The 17,585-nt window shown below is 39.0% G+C and carries 18 protein-coding genes, 1 pseudogene and 1 other annotated feature (1 of these 20 cut by a window edge); of the genes and pseudogenes, 16 read left to right on the top strand and 3 right to left on the bottom strand.

What is annotated here, in order from left to right:
* Positions 1-214: a binding site (T-box leader), on the top strand; it begins 31 nt to the left of the window's first position.
* Positions 215-281: 67 nt separating this feature from the next.
* The 4 genes and pseudogenes from ACN6NE_RS26095 (at position 282) to ACN6NE_RS26080 (ending at position 3,035) form a co-directional block, all read left to right on the top strand.
* Positions 282-1,511 carry an MFS transporter gene (locus tag ACN6NE_RS26095; protein ID WP_474328183.1) on the top strand — a complete coding sequence of 410 codons (1,230 nt, stop codon included), beginning with the start codon at positions 282-284 and terminating at the stop codon, positions 1,509-1,511.
* A gap of 84 nt (positions 1,512-1,595) precedes the next feature.
* Positions 1,596-2,012, top strand: a complete 417-nt coding sequence (locus tag ACN6NE_RS26090; protein WP_474328513.1) for a DUF4275 family protein — start codon at positions 1,596-1,598, stop codon at positions 2,010-2,012.
* Between the two features lie 282 nt (positions 2,013-2,294).
* Positions 2,295-2,633: pseudogene (locus ACN6NE_RS26085) on the top strand (DUF805 domain-containing protein); the annotation flags it as partial.
* 45 nt (positions 2,634-2,678) lie between these two features.
* The gene (locus tag ACN6NE_RS26080) at positions 2,679-3,035 is read left to right on the top strand and encodes a DUF805 domain-containing protein (RefSeq protein ID WP_129710173.1); all 357 of its coding nucleotides are present in this window, start codon (positions 2,679-2,681) and stop codon (positions 3,033-3,035) included.
* Positions 3,036-3,099: 64 nt separating this feature from the next.
* Here the strand turns inward: ACN6NE_RS26080 and ACN6NE_RS26075 are convergent, their stop codons facing one another.
* Complete coding sequence (locus tag ACN6NE_RS26075) at positions 3,100-4,158, bottom strand: LLM class flavin-dependent oxidoreductase (RefSeq protein WP_474328181.1); 1,059 nt, start codon at positions 4,156-4,158, stop codon at positions 3,100-3,102.
* A gap of 322 nt (positions 4,159-4,480) precedes the next feature.
* On the opposite strand from ACN6NE_RS26075, the gene ACN6NE_RS26070 reads away from it, so the two are divergent.
* The 6 genes from ACN6NE_RS26070 to ACN6NE_RS26045 all read left to right on the top strand — a co-directional run bounded on the left by ACN6NE_RS26070 (position 4,481) and on the right by ACN6NE_RS26045 (position 9,493).
* The gene (locus ACN6NE_RS26070; RefSeq protein ID WP_474328179.1) at positions 4,481-5,293 is read left to right on the top strand and encodes an amino acid ABC transporter substrate-binding protein; all 813 of its coding nucleotides are present in this window, start codon (positions 4,481-4,483) and stop codon (positions 5,291-5,293) included.
* Between the two features lie 151 nt (positions 5,294-5,444).
* Entirely contained in the window at positions 5,445-6,254 is an 810-nt protein-coding gene (locus ACN6NE_RS26065; RefSeq protein WP_129710167.1) for an SRA domain-containing endonuclease, read from the top strand.
* Positions 6,255-6,436: 182 nt separating this feature from the next.
* Positions 6,437-7,348: an NAD(P)/FAD-dependent oxidoreductase gene (locus tag ACN6NE_RS26060; protein WP_474328176.1), complete on the top strand. Its 912-nt coding sequence runs from the start codon at positions 6,437-6,439 to the stop codon at positions 7,346-7,348.
* Positions 7,349-7,453: 105 nt separating this feature from the next.
* Positions 7,454-7,732, top strand: coding sequence for a hypothetical protein (locus ACN6NE_RS26055; RefSeq protein WP_013083544.1), 279 nt, complete (start codon positions 7,454-7,456; stop codon positions 7,730-7,732).
* Positions 7,733-7,983: 251 nt separating this feature from the next.
* A complete protein-coding gene (locus ACN6NE_RS26050) occupies positions 7,984-8,985 on the top strand; it encodes a DUF3231 family protein (RefSeq protein WP_129710163.1) in 1,002 nt (333 codons plus the stop codon).
* Between the two features lie 160 nt (positions 8,986-9,145).
* A complete protein-coding gene (locus ACN6NE_RS26045; RefSeq protein WP_129710161.1) occupies positions 9,146-9,493 on the top strand; it encodes a DUF805 domain-containing protein in 348 nt (115 codons plus the stop codon).
* A gap of 32 nt (positions 9,494-9,525) precedes the next feature.
* Here ACN6NE_RS26045 and ACN6NE_RS26040 read toward each other — a convergent pair whose 3' ends face one another.
* Positions 9,526-10,710, bottom strand: coding sequence for an iron-containing alcohol dehydrogenase (locus ACN6NE_RS26040; RefSeq protein ID WP_474328173.1), 1,185 nt, complete (start codon positions 10,708-10,710; stop codon positions 9,526-9,528).
* Between the two features lie 158 nt (positions 10,711-10,868).
* Between ACN6NE_RS26040 and ACN6NE_RS26035 the strand changes: the two genes are divergently transcribed.
* The 6 genes from ACN6NE_RS26035 to ACN6NE_RS26010 all read left to right on the top strand — a co-directional run bounded on the left by ACN6NE_RS26035 (position 10,869) and on the right by ACN6NE_RS26010 (position 16,666).
* Positions 10,869-11,969, top strand: a complete 1,101-nt coding sequence (locus ACN6NE_RS26035; RefSeq protein ID WP_474328171.1) for a sugar diacid recognition domain-containing protein — start codon at positions 10,869-10,871, stop codon at positions 11,967-11,969.
* Between the two features lie 127 nt (positions 11,970-12,096).
* On the top strand, positions 12,097-13,365 hold the full coding sequence (locus ACN6NE_RS26030) for a GntP family permease (protein ID WP_474328169.1): 1,269 nt from the start codon (positions 12,097-12,099) through the stop codon (positions 13,363-13,365).
* Positions 13,366-13,387: 22 nt separating this feature from the next.
* Entirely contained in the window at positions 13,388-14,524 is a 1,137-nt protein-coding gene (locus tag ACN6NE_RS26025) for a glycerate kinase (protein WP_474328167.1), read from the top strand.
* 277 nt (positions 14,525-14,801) lie between these two features.
* The gene (locus tag ACN6NE_RS26020) at positions 14,802-15,749 is read left to right on the top strand and encodes an alpha/beta fold hydrolase (protein ID WP_474328511.1); all 948 of its coding nucleotides are present in this window, start codon (positions 14,802-14,804) and stop codon (positions 15,747-15,749) included.
* 166 nt (positions 15,750-15,915) lie between these two features.
* Complete coding sequence (locus tag ACN6NE_RS26015) at positions 15,916-16,374, top strand: GNAT family N-acetyltransferase (RefSeq protein WP_474328165.1); 459 nt, start codon at positions 15,916-15,918, stop codon at positions 16,372-16,374.
* Between the two features lie 76 nt (positions 16,375-16,450).
* A complete protein-coding gene (locus tag ACN6NE_RS26010; RefSeq protein ID WP_129710151.1) occupies positions 16,451-16,666 on the top strand; it encodes a DUF3951 domain-containing protein in 216 nt (71 codons plus the stop codon).
* A gap of 9 nt (positions 16,667-16,675) precedes the next feature.
* Here the strand turns inward: ACN6NE_RS26010 and ACN6NE_RS26005 are convergent, their stop codons facing one another.
* Complete coding sequence (locus ACN6NE_RS26005) at positions 16,676-17,434, bottom strand: uracil-DNA glycosylase family protein (RefSeq protein WP_474328163.1); 759 nt, start codon at positions 17,432-17,434, stop codon at positions 16,676-16,678.
* Positions 17,435-17,585 lie beyond the last annotated feature (151 nt).

Raw genomic sequence — 17,585 nt, 5'->3', positions numbered from 1 at the left:
CGTATTCTTAGCAGAGAGCTCCGGAAGCTGAAAAGGAGCAAGAGAAACGCTGTTGAAACAAGCCTCTGAGCAGCGCATTGGATCTAACGTGATAGTGCGACGGCTGCTTCCGTTACAAAGCTAGAGTATAAGCGAAAGCCGTACTCGATAAGGTTTATATGGCGACATATGAACAAACTAGGGTGGCACCGCGATTCATAATCTCGCCCCTAAGACAGATGTCTTGGGGGTGGGATTTTTTTATTGACAAAAATCAATAATGGAGCGGAGGCCTTTATTTTATGAAAAATAAGCTGTTGTCTTGGAAATACCCGTTTTTATTACTGTTTGGAATTGGCACTAGCAATATTGGCGAATGGATTTATTTAATCTCCTTAAATTTACTGATGCTTGATATGACGAATTCGCCGCTTGTAGTTTCAGGGCTATACATGATTAAACCGCTTGCTGCGCTGTGTACAAATGTATGGTCTGGAAGCTTAATTGACCGTATGAACAAACGGAAGCTTATGATGTTTCTAGATTGGATGCGCGCGGGGGTTATTGCTTGCCTTCCGTTTTTTTCATCCATCCTTATCATTTATGCGCTGGTGTTTATCATCAGTATGGCAAGTTCGATGTTTCGTCCGGCATCGATGGTCTATATCACAAAGCTTATTCCACATGAAAAGAGAAAAAGATTTAATTCTCTGCGCAGTTTGATTGAATCAGGAGGCTTTCTTCTTGGTCCAGCCGCAGCAGGTGCGCTATTTATGATTGGAACTCCTGCTTTTGCTATTTATGCCAATGCTGCAACGCTTGTGTTATCAGGTATGGTTACTTTATTAATTCCAAACTTAGATATAAAAACAAAAGCTAAAGAAAATAAACTGTCTGTAAACACTATTCGCGAAGACTGGAAAGCGGTGTTTCATTTTAGTAAAACGAACAAATATATTATGACGATTTATGTGTTATTCAGTTTTTTAATGGTCATGGTTACGGCAATTGATTCACTTGAAGTTTCGTTTGCAACAAACGTAATTAACTTGTCTGAAAGCGAGTACGGATTTTTAGTGAGCGTAGCAGGTGCAGGCATTATGATTGGTGCCGTTATTAATACACTGTTTGCTAAGAAGCTGTCAACGAACTTTCTCATAGGCGCCGGCAGTATAGGAGTGTCGCTTGGCTATTTGCTGTATGCTTGTTCGTCTTCTTTTCAAACCATCGGGACAGGATTTTTTAGCTTATCCTTTGCGTTAGCTTTTGCAAGTGCTGGTTTTCAAACCTTTTATCAAAACAGCATTCCCGTTGACATGATGGGGAGAGTGGGAAGTATCTATGGACTGCTTGAGTCACTGCTAATTATTATGATGACCTTCCTATGCGGCATGGCTGCACACATTGTTTCAATTCAAGGAGCTGTAATTGGTGGAAGTCTGATTATGCTTTTAAGTACGATTGTATTGTTTTTGTGTACGTTAAAGCCGGCGTTTTATAAAATAAGTTTAGTCAAAAAGCAAGGAATCTAACGCACGGGTACTAGTGGACAAATAAGCTAAGAAGCCGATAAAAAGAAATGAATACAGAATAAAGGATGGAAAAGCATAGTGAAAATGAAAGATGCGTTAAAGAAAAAAGGAATGTTTGTTAAAAAATTACCCAATCAAGGTGAACTCTTTCGAAAGCGGTGGGAAAATGAATTTGCAAGTGCTTTAAGCGCATCGCAAAAAAAGAAAATTTATATGAATCAATTTTTATGGCATGCATTTAGCTATGAAAAGCTCCCTTGCTTACAAGGAGAACAAGCGATTCAAGAGTTCGAACAACAAATAAAGAACGACTGTTATTTGTTGTTTGAGCATGACGAACGGGTGCTGCAGCTATCTAAATGTAAGCATCTAACAAGCGCTGATTTAAGTGAAAATACAAACATGTATTTAGAAGATTTATATGTAGTTGATGAAGATTTCAAGTGGACTTATGTGATTACCCATGAAAGCTCATGTGGACCTTACTTTTACCGCACGTAAGTAAAGATAGAGCCTGCCGTGTTTATCAACATGGCAGTTTTTTTCTATAAAAGAACATTTTATTAATTAAAAGTAATTGTAGAAATAAAATGGTTTTTAATCTAAATTTATTGGGTATTTACTACTAAATATTATCCATCTCTCTCCTATATCTATATTAACATTTGGGATTTTTTCGAAAAATAGGATATGAAATTAATTTTTTGTATGCTAAGGTAATTACTGCTAGTAAGCTTGTCTTACAAAATTTGTTTTAAAAAAGGAGGTTTTTGTATGAAATAGTATTTACATGTACTAAAAAATTATGCAACGTTTCAAGGAAGAGCGACGCGTAAAGAGTATTGGATGTTTGTCTTATTTAATTTTATTATATGGTGTGTGCTTTCAGCTATTGAACTAATAACAGGTATGCCTCCGTTTTTGCGTATACTTTATCTTGTTGCAGTCTTCATTCCATCTCTTGCTGTGACGGCACGCCGACTGCATGACATAGGAAGAAGCGGGTGGTGGCAGCTCATTAGTATTATTCCGATTGCCGGAGCTATTTGTCTATTCATTCTTCTTTGTCTAAGAAGTGAGTCGCAGCTAAATCGTTTTGATGTACCTAATAAAGTTGCGTAGGACTTAAACGATTAGATAATTTAATAAATAAAGAGAGGGTTTGTCATGTACTGGTATATAAAAGCGTTAAAAAATTACGCGACGTTTCGAGGAAGAGCAACGCGTACAGAGTATTGGATGTTTACATTATTTGCTTATATCTTTACGCTCGTTCTATACACCTTGGTTTTTATTGATTCAATTGCTCTACTTGTATCTATTTTAATATTGCTTTATGGAGCAGCAATGATTCTGCCTTCACTTGCAGTTACTGTTCGCCGACTGCATGATACAGGAAGAAGCGGCTGGTGGTATTTAATTAACTTTGTTCCAGTTATCGGAGGCATTTGGCTGCTCATCTTACTTTGTCAAAGAAGTGAAGTAACAGCCAATATTTACGATACAGATACCCAGGCTTCTTAACCAGAGTAGTTTATTAGTTTAAAAGTTGGTAAACTAATTGTTTTTAGAAAAAAGAAAACTCCTGTTAAAAAGGAGTTTTCTTTTTTTTATTTTCCCACATGCTGCTGGGAATTTCTTTTCGAAGAACAGGTGCAATATCACTTGCAAAGCGCTCTAACTGTTCGTGCTGTTCTGCGTCGCTTAGACCGTCTACGCTGATGCTTAGTACTTCGTTTCCATAAGCATGGTGATAGTCTATTATTTTTTCAATAATTTGCTCCGGGCTTCCTACTAAAGCAGGACCGTGTTGAACGACATCTTCTAGTGACGTGAACGGCGATTGATTATGCTTGGCAGCTTCCGTATTGCTAAAGGCGTTATAGTACGGGCGATAGCGGCGAATCGCTTCTTCCGCTGTATCAGAAATATATAGGCTGCTCGCCCCCGAACCGACGATGGCCTTGCGTGGATCATGCCCATAATAAGCGAAACGTTCGCGGTAATGGTCAATCAGCGCTTTATATTTAGCCTGAGGATGGAAGGAATTAGATGAAAATAGCGGCTCTCCATATTTAGCCGCCAGTTCTGTAGACAGCGGGCTTGACGCGCTTCCATGCCAAACGCGAATAGAAGGCTGAAAGGGCCGAGGCTGAGTCGTAACGTTAGTTAAAGGCGGACGATACCGGCCGCTCCACGTGACATTTTCTTCTGTCCATAGCTGTTTCAAAAGAGCGTATCTTTCAGCAAGAGACTCCCATTGCTCTTCTTCTGTAATGCCAAAAAGCGAATAATGACGCGGGTCATTGCCTTTTCCAATAATCAGTTCAAGGCGTCCACCCGACAGGTGATCAAGCGTTGCATAATCTTCAGCTACTCGTACAGGATCTAAAATGCTTAGAACGGTAACGGTAGTAAGGAGACGAATGTGTGACGTTTTAGCAGCGATTGCACTTAAAACAACGGGAGGAGAAGAAGACAAAAAAGGAGCTCCGTGTCTTTCGCCGACTCCGTAAGCATCAAAACCTAATTTTTCTGCCAGCACTGCTTGATTTAACACATGCTGAAATTTTTCTTGAGCAGTTAACGTTTCTCCAGTAACCGGGTTTGGGATGTTTTGAATAAGACTAAATAAAGCAAATTTCATACGTTTTACCTCCAAAAGATAAAATGGTGGACAACAATAAAAAAAAAAGCAAACGTACACTCATTATCGTGTCCATTTGCCTCCAGTTGACTGGTAGATATGTAGTTTTATTGTTTTATTAGTTGTATCTTAAGCGGTAGACACCAAGCTGTCAAGATAATCTTTTTCTTAAAACATACTTGATTTATCGGTTAACTAGTATTATGATGTGAATAATCTTACACGAAGTAAGCCGACTGGTTAACCAGAGGCTCTTGATGAAGTAGCTGCTTCATCAAGAGCCTCTTTTTATTACAAACATAGGGATTTAGGGGAGGAACGTATGAAAAAATATTGTCTGTTTTTACTTTCAATTGTAGTAGCTGTGAGCGTGGCAGGCTGCGGAACAAACGTATCTTCAAGTGCAGGAGAAAAGAATGAAAAAGATGTTCAAACGATTGTTGTTGGAACAGGCACTCAGTTTCCTAATATTTGCTTTATTGATGATAAAGGCAAACTGACCGGATATGATGTAGAAGTAGTAAGAGCAATCGACAAAGAGTTAAAGGATTATAAATTTGAATTTAAAACGATGGAATTTTCAAATCTGCTTCTCAGCTTAGAAAGTAATAAAATTGATATGATTGCTCATAATATGGCTCAAAACGCTGAGCGAAAGAAAAAGTTTTTATTTAATGATGAAACATATAATTATTCTCCGCTTTATGTAACGGTTCCTAAAAATCGAAATGATATTCATTCCTTAAAAGATTTAGAAGGTAAAAAAATGATTGTAGGAGCTACAAGCAATGCGGCTGTTTATCTAGACAAATACAATCAAAAACACGGCAATAAAATCGATGTAGTTTACGCCGGTCAAGGTGCGGATGATGCCACAACTCAATTAAAAACAGGCCGGGCAGATGCTACGCTCGCGACCCCATTTTCCATCGACTTTAGCAATCAAGCGCTGAAATTTCAGCAAAAAACGGTTGGAGATATCGTGATTAATTCAAAAGTGTATTTCATGTTTAACAAAAAAGACGAAAAGTTAAAGTCGGAAGTCGATCAGGCGATTAAAAAGCTGAAAAAAGACGGTACGTTAAAAAAACTCAGCACAAAATGGCTAGGAGAAGACTATACGGTGCAAAATTGACTATAGCAAAAAAGCAGCTGCCCATACAGCTGCTTTTTTTGTATGATATAAATCCAATAGACAGAAGAAACGATCGGCAAAGAAAACAAAAATTAGTGTATAGTAGAGCTATAAGTACTATAAAAGCAGGACCGCAGTAGGAGGCAATTCATTGATTACGGATTTACAGCGCGAAGATTTCTTTCAAAAAGGACATCGTTATCGCAGAAAACAAATTCATAAGCTTTATAAAGGACAGGAACAAAGCGAAATATCAACGCCAAAAGCTCATCCATATATTTTTATTTTCACAAAAGAAAGCGGAAGTGAATACGGAACAGGACACGGATGGAATAGAGATAAAACCTCTTTTTTCTATACGGGAGAAGGTCAAAGAGGATCGATGCAGCTCATTAAAGGCAATAAAGCGCTTCGTGAACATTTTTTATCAGGAAAAGCCGTTTACTTATTTCACTACGCGGAGCCGGGAGTAGTCGAGTTTATTGATGAAGTGACGTATATTAATCACCAATTAGAAATTATGTGGGACTCAGACGGAGAGCTTCGTGAAGCCATTATTTTTGAACTTGAACGAAATCCTGTGATTGAGGAAAAAGCAGCAAAGTTAGATTTTTCAGCTCATTCAATTGAACAGCTTCGCCAGCTCTCATTAGGAGAACAAAAAAAGACAAGTGTTTATGAGCAAACGGCAGCGCTTAAACAATATGTTTACAAACGCGCAGCTGGTATTTGTGAAGCCTGCGGAGAAAGCGCGCCGTTTATCGCAAAAGATGGAAGCGCGTTTTTGCAAATGTATTATCTTTCAAAGCTTTCAGAGAGCGGGCTCGCTAAGCCAAAGGACGCTGCGGCACTATGTCCCGACTGTTATAGCCGTCTACGCTACGGGAAAGATAGTGAAGTATATAAAGAAGAGCTGATTACTAAAATTAATGAAAAAGAAGCAGGAAAGAAAAATGAGTAATATCGTCTTTTTTCATTTTATAAAAAACCGTCTCTAGGCAGGGCAGCTGCCGAGGCGGTTTTTTTGTATGTAGAATGACTTCAAAAAATAAAGGCAATAAAGCGTATAAAAATAATGGAAAAACAGATAATGAAAAACTGAAGCTATTGTTTAGAAAATAGTAAAAGATGGGGTGATGTACTGTGGCAGATAAGTATGACTGCGTCATTATAGGTGGAGGAATTGCCGGACTTCAAGCCGCTATTCAGCTTGGAAGATATAAGCGCAGTGTATTGGTTATTGATTCAAACGATGGACGTTCCAATCTTTGCAAAAATTATCAAAATATATTGGGATGGCCTGATGGAATAAGCGGGCAAACTCTAAGAGAAACGGGAAGGCAGCAAGCAAAAAGCTACGGCATTCAATTTGCAGAAGATCGTGTCATTCAGTGTCAAAAAGAAATAGATGGGTTTAACGTCATTACAAACTCTGCTAACTACGAAGCAGATACTTTACTGTTTGCGACGGGAGTAGTAGACCGGATTCCGCCTGAACTTCAGCAAGAGCTATATCCGTGTATGGGAAAAACCGTATATGTATGTCCCGATTGCGACGGGTACGAAGTAAATAATAGAAGGGTATTAGTACTAGGGTCGGGAAAAGCAGGAGCCAGTTTATCTCTTACGTTAACATATTGGACAAATGACATTACGTATATTAATCACGACAAAAAACAGATTGGACCTTTAGCAGATACTTTGATGCAAAAGGGAATTACCTATAAAGAAGCGGCAATAAAAAAAGTCATAGCTGAAGCAGAAATGTTAAAAGGAGTCATCCTCGAAAACAATGAATTTATCTATGGAGAAAGAGGTTTTTTAGCGTTCGGAGGAAATAAAGTTCGAACAGAATTAGCGCATGGGCTCGGAGCAGAACTTCTAGAAAATCAGCACATTGTCGTAAATCCGCGTACAAAAGAAACAAATGTTTCAAACGTGTGGGCAGCAGGAGACATTGTGGCTCATTCTGAACAAGTTACGGTAGCGATGGGAGAAGGTTTACAAGCCGCTATTTGGATACACAAACGCTTGTTAGAGCTTTATGAAAAATAATTGTTTTTTTATAAAAAAAGTTAAGATTGCATGTTTTGTTTCCTTTTTGTTAGGGAAATGGAAATAAAAGAAAGATAAAAAATGAGGAGAAGGAGTGGCAAAAAAGTGGTATATAGTCAAGCAGTAAGAAAACCTGAGTTTCAACAAGCGGAATCGGAAGGGTTAAATGAAGCCATTCACGAGTACATAACTCGTCGTACACGTCACAATGCACCGGTTGTGGATGCGCTTCGATATATTATGACCATTGAACATAAACATGAACGCATGCAGGTAGCAGCAGAACTGTTCGGATCAGCTATTCAGCGTGTAAAAGATCAAGATATTATTCAATATCTAAAAAAATGCGGAAGCTACAAAAGAATTTCTGATACGATGGAATAAAAACGTTTTCTTTGAAAAAGCGCCTTTAATGAGAAGGGGGCTTTTTTGTTTCCTCCATTTAAAAGTGAGGGAAAATACATAGAATTCTTCCAGTTTGTGCATAGTAAATGAAGCAGAATTAATTGAGGAAGAGACAGAGTTTTGTATCTGACTACGTGAATAAACATTAAAGTAGAATACAATCTTCATTTAGATACCCACTCTGGAATAAATAAAGCTCTATGTATGTAGCCCGAGCAGGAGGTTTAGTAATGAGTCAAGAAATACCGTTAAGTTCAAGTGAAATTGCTACTCTTTGGATGACCTATCAGCAAAAGACAATGGTCCAAAGAATTTTAGAATATTTTATTCCATACGCAGAAGATGACCGAGCAAAAGAAATTATGCAAGATACGCATATGCAAGTGGTGAACTATATTGAAGATATCAAAACGATTCTAAAAAATGAAGGGGCAGCCATACCGGTAGGATACACAGAAAAAGACGTAAATGTCGGTGTTCCTAAGCTTTATGATAAGATGTTTGATATTATGTTTCTTCGCCTTTTAAAAGAAATTAGCATGGGGCTACATACGCTTCATTTGACCATGTCCTACAGAAAAGACATGATCTCTCTATATAAAGAGCTTACCGCTTTCACACAAAGTGGCTATGACAAATGTGTAGATTATCTTCAGGAAAAAAACGTGCTTCCAAGGCCTCCAGCTGTTTCCGTACCTAAAACAGCGAAGTTTGCTGAAGGCACAGATTACATGAATGGAATCCATTTGTTTTCTAGTAAACGTGCATTAAATACTGTAGAGGTAGCACATATTTATTATGCTATTGAAAGTAACATTCTTGGCATGCAAATGATTACAGGATTCGCTCAAGTAGCAAGTGATCCTGAAGTGAAGAAGTATTTTGTAAAAGGTAAGGAGTTAGCTAAGAAAATTGTAAGTGATTATAGCAAAATTCTTTTGGAAAGTGATATTCAGACCCCTGCGACGTGGGGAGCGAAAGCGACGGAGTCAAAAGTAGCGCCTTTTTCAGATAAACTAATGATGTACTGCGTGAGTTTATTCTGCAGTTTCGGGCTAGGTAGCAACGCTTTAGGTACTGCGTTTAGTTTACGTGGAGATCTTCCTCTTACACTTGTCAGCACGGCTAAAGACATTTTAACATACGGGCAAGACGGGGGGGAAATCATGGCCAAAAACGGATGGCTTGAAGAACCTCCAAGTATGGAAGACCGAAATGATTTGATTAAATAGAAAAGCATAATACATTAAGAAAACTTCTTTTTTTGAAAGAAGTTTTTTCTTTTGTATAAAAAATGTCGTTATTTGTTCGTTTAACGGTTTGTTTTTTGAATAAAAAGGATATATAAACTATAAATTTACAATTTTATACTAAAAAAGGAGGATGTTGCATATGAAATGGTACATAAAAGTGTTGAAAAATTACGGGGTATTTTCTGGTCGAGCGAGTCGAACAGAATATTGGATGTTTGTATTGGTCAACTTTGTTATTTCATTTATTCTTTCTTTCATTCAGTTCGTTATTGATAAGCCTCTTTTTCTGCCGGTAATCTACTCGCTATTGATTGCAGTCCCTTCGTTAGCGGTAGGAGCAAGAAGGCTCCACGATACGGGAAAAAGCGGATGGTGGCAGCTCATTACGTTAGTTCCACTCATTGGAAGTATTTGGCTGATTATTTTATTCTGCCAGTCTAGCGATCCAAAAGAGAATCGTTTTGGTACAACGGCAAAAGCAGCATAAATAGAACTCCCCCTTACATAAGGGGGAGTTTTTTAGTGCACAGGTTCTACTATAGCACCATCATACGCCGATTGATAAATGGCTCGTATATCTTTTTCATGAAGAGGCAAAGGACTGCGAGCGAGAATTCGTTTTTGCTGGATGCCATCTTCTGTCAGCTTTTGAAGGGCACTTTCTGGAATATCAAATCCGCGAAGGGTTTGAGGAATGCCCACGTCTTTGACAAGTGACTGCAGCTGTTTTACACACTGATAAGAAGCTTCTTCTGTTGATAAAGAGGTAGCGTTTCCGCCTAGTGCTTCAAAAACATCACGCATCTTCGCCACGCAGCTGCTGCGTATGTAACCCATCACATATGGAAGCAATACGGCGTTTGATTCACCGTGAGAAATATGAAACTGTCCACCTAACGGATATGCAAGTGCATGAACACCAGCAACACCAGCGTTAAAAAAAGCAAGACCTGCTAAATAGCTTCCGTAGCTCATCTGAGTTCGCGCTTCTTTGTCTTTGCCGTTTTCTACAGCTGTTCTTAAAGAAGAGCTAATCATGCGTAAAGCCTTTAGTGCTAAAGCATCGGTTGCCGGATTTGCATTTACTGATACATAAGCCTCAATGGCATGAGTTAATGCATCAACCCCTGTAGCCGCCGTTACTTTAGGAGGCACGCTCAGCGTAAGCTCGGGATCTACAATTGCAGCGTCCGCAAGCAAATAGTCGTGGGTCACAACATCCTTGGTGCTTTCAAGAGACAGCACAGAAATATTCGTTACTTCTGAACCCGTGCCGGAAGTAGTGGGAATTAAAATTTTTGGAAGACCTTTTTTTGAAATTTGTTTCGTACCAGTTAAGTTCAAGTATTCTTCTACAGCTCCGTCGTGAACGGCTAAAACGGCCGTAAGTTTTGCTAAATCTAACGCGCTGCCGCCGCCAACACCAATGACTAAATCAAATTTTCGGCTTTTTGCGTAGGATACGAGTTTTTCACCGAGTGCTAAAGGCGGCTCTGGTACCGTATCTGCATATACATCTACTTCGTATCCGTTTTTGATAAGGGGAGAACTCACTTTATCTACAAGTCCAATATCTTTTAAAACAGGATCTGTGACAATTAAAATATGAGCAGGGTGATATTTTTTTACTTCCGGAAGCAGTTGCTGAAGTGATTCCCATCCTGTATAGCTAAGAGGGGTAAAAACTAGTTTTGACACAGTCATTCTTTTATCCTCCTATAGGCACTGTTTTGTTGGCGGTTTCAAAGATGTGGTTTTGCTTCTACGTATATTATAATGAAGTATCGCAAATTTTTCATTGAATGCAAATTAGCTGTCACGAAAAAATTGAGCTTTACTTCACAGAGGCAAAGGATGGGGAAATGTTGAGATACGTAACAAAAGAATTAGCTCAGAAAATTGTGTGTAGAACGATGGAGATTATTGATTGCAACATTAACGTGATGAACGAAAAAGGAGTCATTATTGGTTCTGGTGACAAAAATCGAATGAATCAAATTCACGAAGGAGCGTTGATGGTATTAAAAAACGGCAATTCCTACGAAATTACTCAACAGCAGGCTGACTCGCTGCGCGGGGCCAAACCGGGCGTGAATTTGCCTATTTTCTTTAATGAAGAAATTGTTGGAGTCGTGGGATTAACAGGACTGCCAGAACAGATTCGTAATTACGGAGAGCTTGTGCGCATGGCGGCTGAAATGATTTTTCAAGAAATGATTTTAATAGAGGAAATTCAATGGGATGAACGATTAAAAGAAGAGCTGGTTCATCAGCTTCTTCAACAAGAAGGTCCGCTTGACTCTTTATTTTTTGACCGGGCGAATCGCTTTGATATTAACTTATACCTTCCACGAGTGGCACTGATTGTTACAGCGGACAATCGCCATGAAGTTATGAAGCTTGTAAAGAAATACATAGCTAATAATGACCTATACGCTATGCTTCCAGACGGAGTGGTCATATTAAAATCTACAGAAGCAGGCAGCGCTAGCAGCTATGCGGAACAGCTGGAAAAACAGCTTCGGGCTTCTGGTATGGTGTGTAAGTTAGCGGCAGGATCTGTTCAAGCTGATTTTAAAGGCCTTCATGTATCTTATCAGCAGGCAAAAGATACGCTTGCGGTCGGTTCAAAGCTTCACCCAGAAGCTGTTTTCTACTGCTATTCTGATTTTCAAATTCCCGTGCTGTTACGTCAACGCGCCGGTTTTCAAGAAAATCATGATCTGTTGGATCACTATAAAAAGCTAAAGGGATATGATAAGAAAAAAGAACTTATCGAAACGTTAACGGTCTACATAGAAGAAAATGGCGAAGGAAGCACGGCAGCTAAAAAGCTTTTTATCCATCGAAATACGCTAAGCTACCGTCTAGATAAAATCCAAAGCATCACAGGAAAAGATCCAAGGAAAGTAAAAGACCTTCTCGAACTGTATGTAGCGCTACTGCTATCTAAAATTTCATAATTGTGCACGTGCATAAAAGATCTTGCGATAGTGAGGTCTTTTTCTGTTGAAGTGACTAATGAAAGAATGTGAGATAGCGCTTACAATTAACGTTAGGGACAGGAGAAATAAGAAAGGGGATGGCTTTATGGACGTTCAAGTAAGCGCGTTAGGCGCGATTTGTGCATTAGTAATTGCTATTATATTAATCTTAAAGAAAGTGGCTCCAGCATACGGAATGATAGCCGGAGCTTTAATTGGAGGGCTGATTGGCGGAGTTAATATTGCTGATACCGTTAATTTAATGATTGAAGGCGCACAAGGAATTATTCCAGCAGTCCTGCGAATTCTTGCAGCTGGAATATTAGCTGGCGTATTAATAGAATCAGGGGCTGCAGCGGTTATAGCAGAAACCATTGTAAAAAAACTAGGGGAAACAAAAGCGCTTTTAGCTCTAGCACTAGCTACACTTATTCTAACGACAGTAGGCGTGTTTGTTGATGTGGCTGTAATTACAGTAGCCCCTATTGCTTTAGCGATTGCTAAACGTACGGGTATGTCAAAGCCTGCTATTTTATTAGCGATGATTGGAGGGGGAAAGGCAGGGAATTTAATGTCTCCTAATCCAAATGCTATTGCGGCTTCTGATGCATTTAATATTCCGCTTACATCCGTGATGGCCGCAGGAATTATTCCCGCTATATGTGGCGTAGCGGCCACTTATATAGTAGCCAAACGATTAGTGAAAAAAGGAACAATGGTTCAAGCTGAAGAAATAGATACCGTGGATGCAAGCAGCTTGCCGCTGTTTTTAACGGCCATCATAGCACCAATTGTTACCATCGTGCTGCTGGCGCTGCGACCGCTTTTTAATCTTAATATTGATCCAATGGTTGCGCTTCCCTCAGGAGGAATTGTTGGCGCTATTGTGATGAAAAAAGGAAAACAGCTTAATACATACGCTATTTCGGGATTAGGGAAAATGTCAGGTGTAGCCATTATGCTTCTCGGAACGGGGACATTAGCAGGAATTATTGCTAACTCCCAGCTAAAAGACGTTATTATTCACGGCTTGTCTGCCATTGGATTGTCAGCTTATGTTTTAGCTCCGGTTTCAGGTATTTTTATGTCAGCGGCAACCGCTTCGACAACTGCAGGAACAGCAGTAGCAAGCCAAGTTTTTGGATCGACAATTTTAGAGCTAGGCGTTTCTGCTTTAGCCGGAGCTGCTATGGTTCATGCCGGAGCGACCGTACTTGATCACCTCCCGCACGGAAGCTTTTTCCACGCAACGGGCGGAAGTGTAAACATGAAAATAAAAGAACGTTTAAAATTAATCCCTTACGAATCGCTTATTGGACTCATTATGGCAATTGTATCCACGCTTATATTTGGTGTATTAAAGCTATATGGCTAAAAATAAAAAGGAGTGTTTGCGCATGAAAATTGTGATTGCACCGGATTCGTTTAAAGAAAGCTTAACGGCTCTAAATGTTTGTGAAGCTGTGGAAAAAGGAATAAGAACTCATTTTCCTAACGCGGAGATTAGTAAAGTACCTATGGCAGACGGTGGAGAAGGAACCGTTCAGTCGCTTGTGGACGCAACGGGTGGGGAGATTATACAAACCCGAGTAACCGGACCGTTAGGGAAAGCAGTGGAAGCTTTTTACGGAATTCATGGAGGCGGCAAAACGGCTGTTATTGAAATGGCAGCCGCTTCAGGTCTTCATCATGTTCCGGTGGATAAACGCAATCCGCTTATAACCACAACGCGAGGAACCGGCGAGCTCATTCTTAAAGCGTTAGATCATAAAGTGAAGCATATTATCATTGGCATCGGAGGAAGTGCTACAAATGATGGAGGAGCCGGTATGGCAAAAGCTTTAGGCGCAAAGCTTCTTAATGCTAAAGGAGCAGAAATAAAAGAAGGAGGGGGCAGCTTAGGTCAGTTAACTTCTATTGATCTTACAAACTTGGATTCTCGGCTTGCTGAAGTCAAAGTAGAAGTGGCTTGCGACGTAGACAATCCGTTAACGGGTGAAACCGGAGCATCTGCGGTATTTGGTCCTCAAAAAGGCGCAACTCCGGATATGGTTAAACGGCTGGACTGTAATCTCGCTCATTACGCAGCAGTTATTGAAAAAGAAATGAATATTCATATCCAAAGTGTTCCTGGTGCTGGAGCGGCAGGAGGACTAGGAGGCGGCCTGCTGGCATTTTTATCTGCGGAGTTAAAGCCAGGTGTAGACATTGTCATTGAAGCAACTCAGTTAGAAAGATATATTAAGGGTGCTGATCTTGTCATTACGGGCGAAGGAAGAATAGATGGACAAACCATTTACGGAAAAACACCCATTGGCGTAGCAAAAACAGCAAAAAAGCATAGCGTTCCCGTGATAGCGATAGCAGGGAGCATTGGAGCGGGAAGCGAAGCTGTGTATGAACACGGTATTTCAGCTTTATTCAGCGTCGTGCCTGGGGCAGTCGATCTGTCAGAAGCACTGGGAAAAGCCGGTGAAAACATTGAAAGAACGGCTAAAAACGTAGCGTCAGTTATACGCTTAGGCATAAAGTGAAGGAGTTACAGTTTTTATTCTTCTCTTTTTAATAAATAGTAAAAGGTCTCTTCCATCAGAAGAGGCCTTTTTTGCGTTTAGTGCTGAAGTAAGCTGCTATCATTCTTTTAAATTTTATATAGGAAATAGAACTAAACGTTTTCTGAAGCGTCATAGTTAGTAAGCAGTTCTAAATCCAAAAAGTCACTGGCGTTTGCATCTGCTTACTAACTGCTACTTACGGAAAGGAGAGGTAAACGTGCAAAAAAAGTTTAGGTTCTTGAGAATTTTACGAAACATGATAGTAGCTATTTTAGGGATATGCATCATTTGGGTTGTAACGAATCAAGTTATAACGGCAGTGGAAAAGAAAAAGTACCTGCCTATTGGTCAATTAGTAGAGGTTAATGGCAGAGATATTCATGTATATACAAAAGGTAAAGGGGAAAATACAATTGTACTACTAACCGGCTTGGGAACGACTGCGCCTGCACTGGATTTTGAACCTTTAGTAAATGAACTGTCGAAGGATAATAAAGTTGTGATAGTAGAACCATTTGGATACGGATGGAGTGACATTACGAATAAAAAACGAACAGTAGAAAATAGTGTAAGTGAAATGAGAGAAGCTTTGCAAAAATCGGATATAAAAGGTCCGTATATATTAATGCCACACTCAGTTTCTGGCGTTTACAGCATGTATTATGCTAATAAATATCCAGATGAAGTAAAAGCAATTATTGGAATAGACCCTACGTTGCCAAAAGCGCTGGATTATTTTAAAGAAGAAGCGCCGAATATACCAAGTTTGATGAGTGTTTTAGCGCCAAGTGGACTTGCTCGCTTTGCCCTGCTTACTAGTCCTAATCAGTATCTACCACTAGCCGAAGAAGGAACGTATCCAACAAAAAATTTAAAAATGACAAAAGCAATCTCCAGCTGGAAAGGCTACAACAAAAACGTCATCGATGAAGCAAAAGAACTGAACAACAATATAAATAAAACCGTCGATATGTCGTTTCCTTCAAAGATGCCCGTAATGATTTTTACTAGAAAAATAGCCAAAGAAGAAAAAGAAGAAAAATCGAATATTACGTTTTATCAAAATCAATTAAGTCACGTATCATCGCAAAAGTTAGTTGTTTTACAAGGACATCACTATTTACATTGGACGAAGTACAGAGAAATGAGCGAATATGTGAATGATTTTATAGATACATCTATTAATTCAAGTAAAAAGAAATAAAGTTGATTTAAGAAAAGGAGTCCGAACATTGGATCTCCTTTTCTAGTACAGTGAAGAACGATAACTAATTTATTCGTTCTATGTCTATAAATGTTATAATTAACCAATAACTGGAATGTTTTATATATAAATGAATTTCAAGAAAGTTGATAGGAAAAGGAGTAACATGATGAAAAGTCAAGTTCGTTTACTAAGAGATAAAGAATTAGAAGAAGCAGCAATCATCTATACAAACGTTTTTAGTGGGTCACCGTGGAACGAGCCTTGGAGTATAAACACTGCTTATGCTCGTTTATACGATATCAGTAAAACTCCAGGTTACATAGGGATAGGTTACTTTCATAGTGAAAATAATAAACTCATAGGATTTATAGTAGGAAATGAAGAACAGTGGGCGAACTATAAGACTTTTTATTTAAATGAAATTTGTGTGTTAAGCAACACTCAGCAAACTGGCATAGGAACGAGTCTTTTATCTTTCCTTAACGAGTTACTTATACAAAAAGAAGTGAAAGAAGTCTATGTGTGTACTGAAAGAGGCCAGGGCAAACCAGAACGTTTTTTTGAAAAGAACGGTTTTGTTACTCATGAATCCCGCATACTGATGACAGTAAATGTAGATTAAATATAAGTGGATGAATGTAGGGGATCCGCTTTGTTATTTCAGGAGGCACGGTTCATAAAGCAGGAGGAAATAATCTATGATTTTTTCGCTACTAGTTTTAGCCGCTATTTTAACGGTGAGTATTCCGCTGCTGATTATTATTGTTAAAACAGTTTGGCAGCGAAAGCTTCCTCGTAGTTATTATACGCCATTTGACTATCTTGCTGCGCAAACAGAAGAAGAGTTTCGTGAAGAGCAAAATGAACGAGAACTAGAAGAAAGAGAAGGAGATGTTGCAAACAGAAAGAGCTAAAGGTCGTTTTCAACTCTTTCTGTTTGCAGCCCACCCCTCCACAATTTCCGTAAATTCACCTAGGTGTTCTTCAAATATCCGTTTTCGATGTCCGTTTGCTCCTGATGGATGTGGAAAGCCAAATAAATACGTATGCTGAGAAAGCGAAGATTCACTTGAAAGTTTTCTTAAAATATTTTCAACTGCTTTTCCTAGCGGAACGATTAAGCACGGATTCTTTATTTCGTTCAATTCCTGTGGAAACACTTCAAAAGCATAGCGAGAAAGAAGCGCTGAGCGTTCAATTGGCGGCTGATGACCCGTATAGTTTTTTCCTTTGTAAAACACAGGATACTTTAATACGGACGTTGTATGCAGTATATCACGCTGTGAAGCAAATAATTCAGCGGCACTGTCAATACCAATCGCTTTTTGAACGCCGCATCGATCTAACATGTCTGTTAAATTTACTCTCATCGTCCCGCTAAAGCTAGCGGCTTTTTTTGTTTCGTACAGTACTTGTTCAAGCGGATGATGATGAGACAAGCTGGAAACGCATTGTTTAAAAGCGGTTTTCATTTGAAACCAGCCTGGTGTGATGCCTGCAATAACAATATGAGCATCTGGATTTATGTAGTCGTTATGAGGCGAGTAGTACATGCTTAGTTTATGTTCTTGACCGATTAAAAAGTCTTTTTGCAACAGCTGTTCTTTAGTGAAATTCATATGAGTATGTATTTGTTGAATGGCAGGCAGACATTGTTGAAAATAGGAATGTTGGCTAATCATATGCGCTCTCTTTCTTTATCAGTATTTCTTCTTTTATTTTCCCCAATAAACCTTTTTATATCAAATATGAACAAATTCTTATAAAAAACAATATTTACTAAAAGTTTACTTAGGTTTTAATAGGATATGATAAAAATAAAGTAATAATAGT

The sequence above is a fragment of the Priestia sp. 53B2 genome (genome assembly GCF_056099005.1).
Note: the sequence above shows the minus strand (reverse complement) of the source record. Positions and strands in the feature narration are given on the sequence as shown.

What these genes read in the sequence shown, in the direction of transcription:
- ACN6NE_RS26095 (WP_474328183.1), top strand. Translation starts at nt 282, where the DNA reads ATGAAAAATAAGCTGTTGTCTTGGAAATACCCGTTTTTATTACTGTTT.
- ACN6NE_RS26090 (WP_474328513.1), top strand. Translation starts at nt 1,596, where the DNA reads ATGAAAGATGCGTTAAAGAAAAAAGGAATGTTTGTTAAAAAATTACCC.
- ACN6NE_RS26080 (WP_129710173.1), top strand. Translation starts at nt 2,679, where the DNA reads ATGTACTGGTATATAAAAGCGTTAAAAAATTACGCGACGTTTCGAGGA.
- ACN6NE_RS26075 (WP_474328181.1), bottom strand. Translation starts at nt 4,158, where the DNA reads ATGAAATTTGCTTTATTTAGTCTTATTCAAAACATCCCAAACCCGGTT.
- ACN6NE_RS26070 (WP_474328179.1), top strand. Translation starts at nt 4,481, where the DNA reads ATGAAAAAATATTGTCTGTTTTTACTTTCAATTGTAGTAGCTGTGAGC.
- ACN6NE_RS26050 (WP_129710163.1), top strand. Translation starts at nt 7,984, where the DNA reads ATGAGTCAAGAAATACCGTTAAGTTCAAGTGAAATTGCTACTCTTTGG.
- ACN6NE_RS26045 (WP_129710161.1), top strand. Translation starts at nt 9,146, where the DNA reads ATGAAATGGTACATAAAAGTGTTGAAAAATTACGGGGTATTTTCTGGT.
- ACN6NE_RS26040 (WP_474328173.1), bottom strand. Translation starts at nt 10,710, where the DNA reads ATGACTGTGTCAAAACTAGTTTTTACCCCTCTTAGCTATACAGGATGG.
- ACN6NE_RS26035 (WP_474328171.1), top strand. Translation starts at nt 10,869, where the DNA reads ATGTTGAGATACGTAACAAAAGAATTAGCTCAGAAAATTGTGTGTAGA.
- ACN6NE_RS26030 (WP_474328169.1), top strand. Translation starts at nt 12,097, where the DNA reads ATGGACGTTCAAGTAAGCGCGTTAGGCGCGATTTGTGCATTAGTAATT.
- ACN6NE_RS26025 (WP_474328167.1), top strand. Translation starts at nt 13,388, where the DNA reads ATGAAAATTGTGATTGCACCGGATTCGTTTAAAGAAAGCTTAACGGCT.
- ACN6NE_RS26020 (WP_474328511.1), top strand. Translation starts at nt 14,802, where the DNA reads ATGATAGTAGCTATTTTAGGGATATGCATCATTTGGGTTGTAACGAAT.
- ACN6NE_RS26015 (WP_474328165.1), top strand. Translation starts at nt 15,916, where the DNA reads ATGATGAAAAGTCAAGTTCGTTTACTAAGAGATAAAGAATTAGAAGAA.
- ACN6NE_RS26010 (WP_129710151.1), top strand. Translation starts at nt 16,451, where the DNA reads ATGATTTTTTCGCTACTAGTTTTAGCCGCTATTTTAACGGTGAGTATT.
- ACN6NE_RS26005 (WP_474328163.1), bottom strand. Translation starts at nt 17,434, where the DNA reads ATGATTAGCCAACATTCCTATTTTCAACAATGTCTGCCTGCCATTCAA.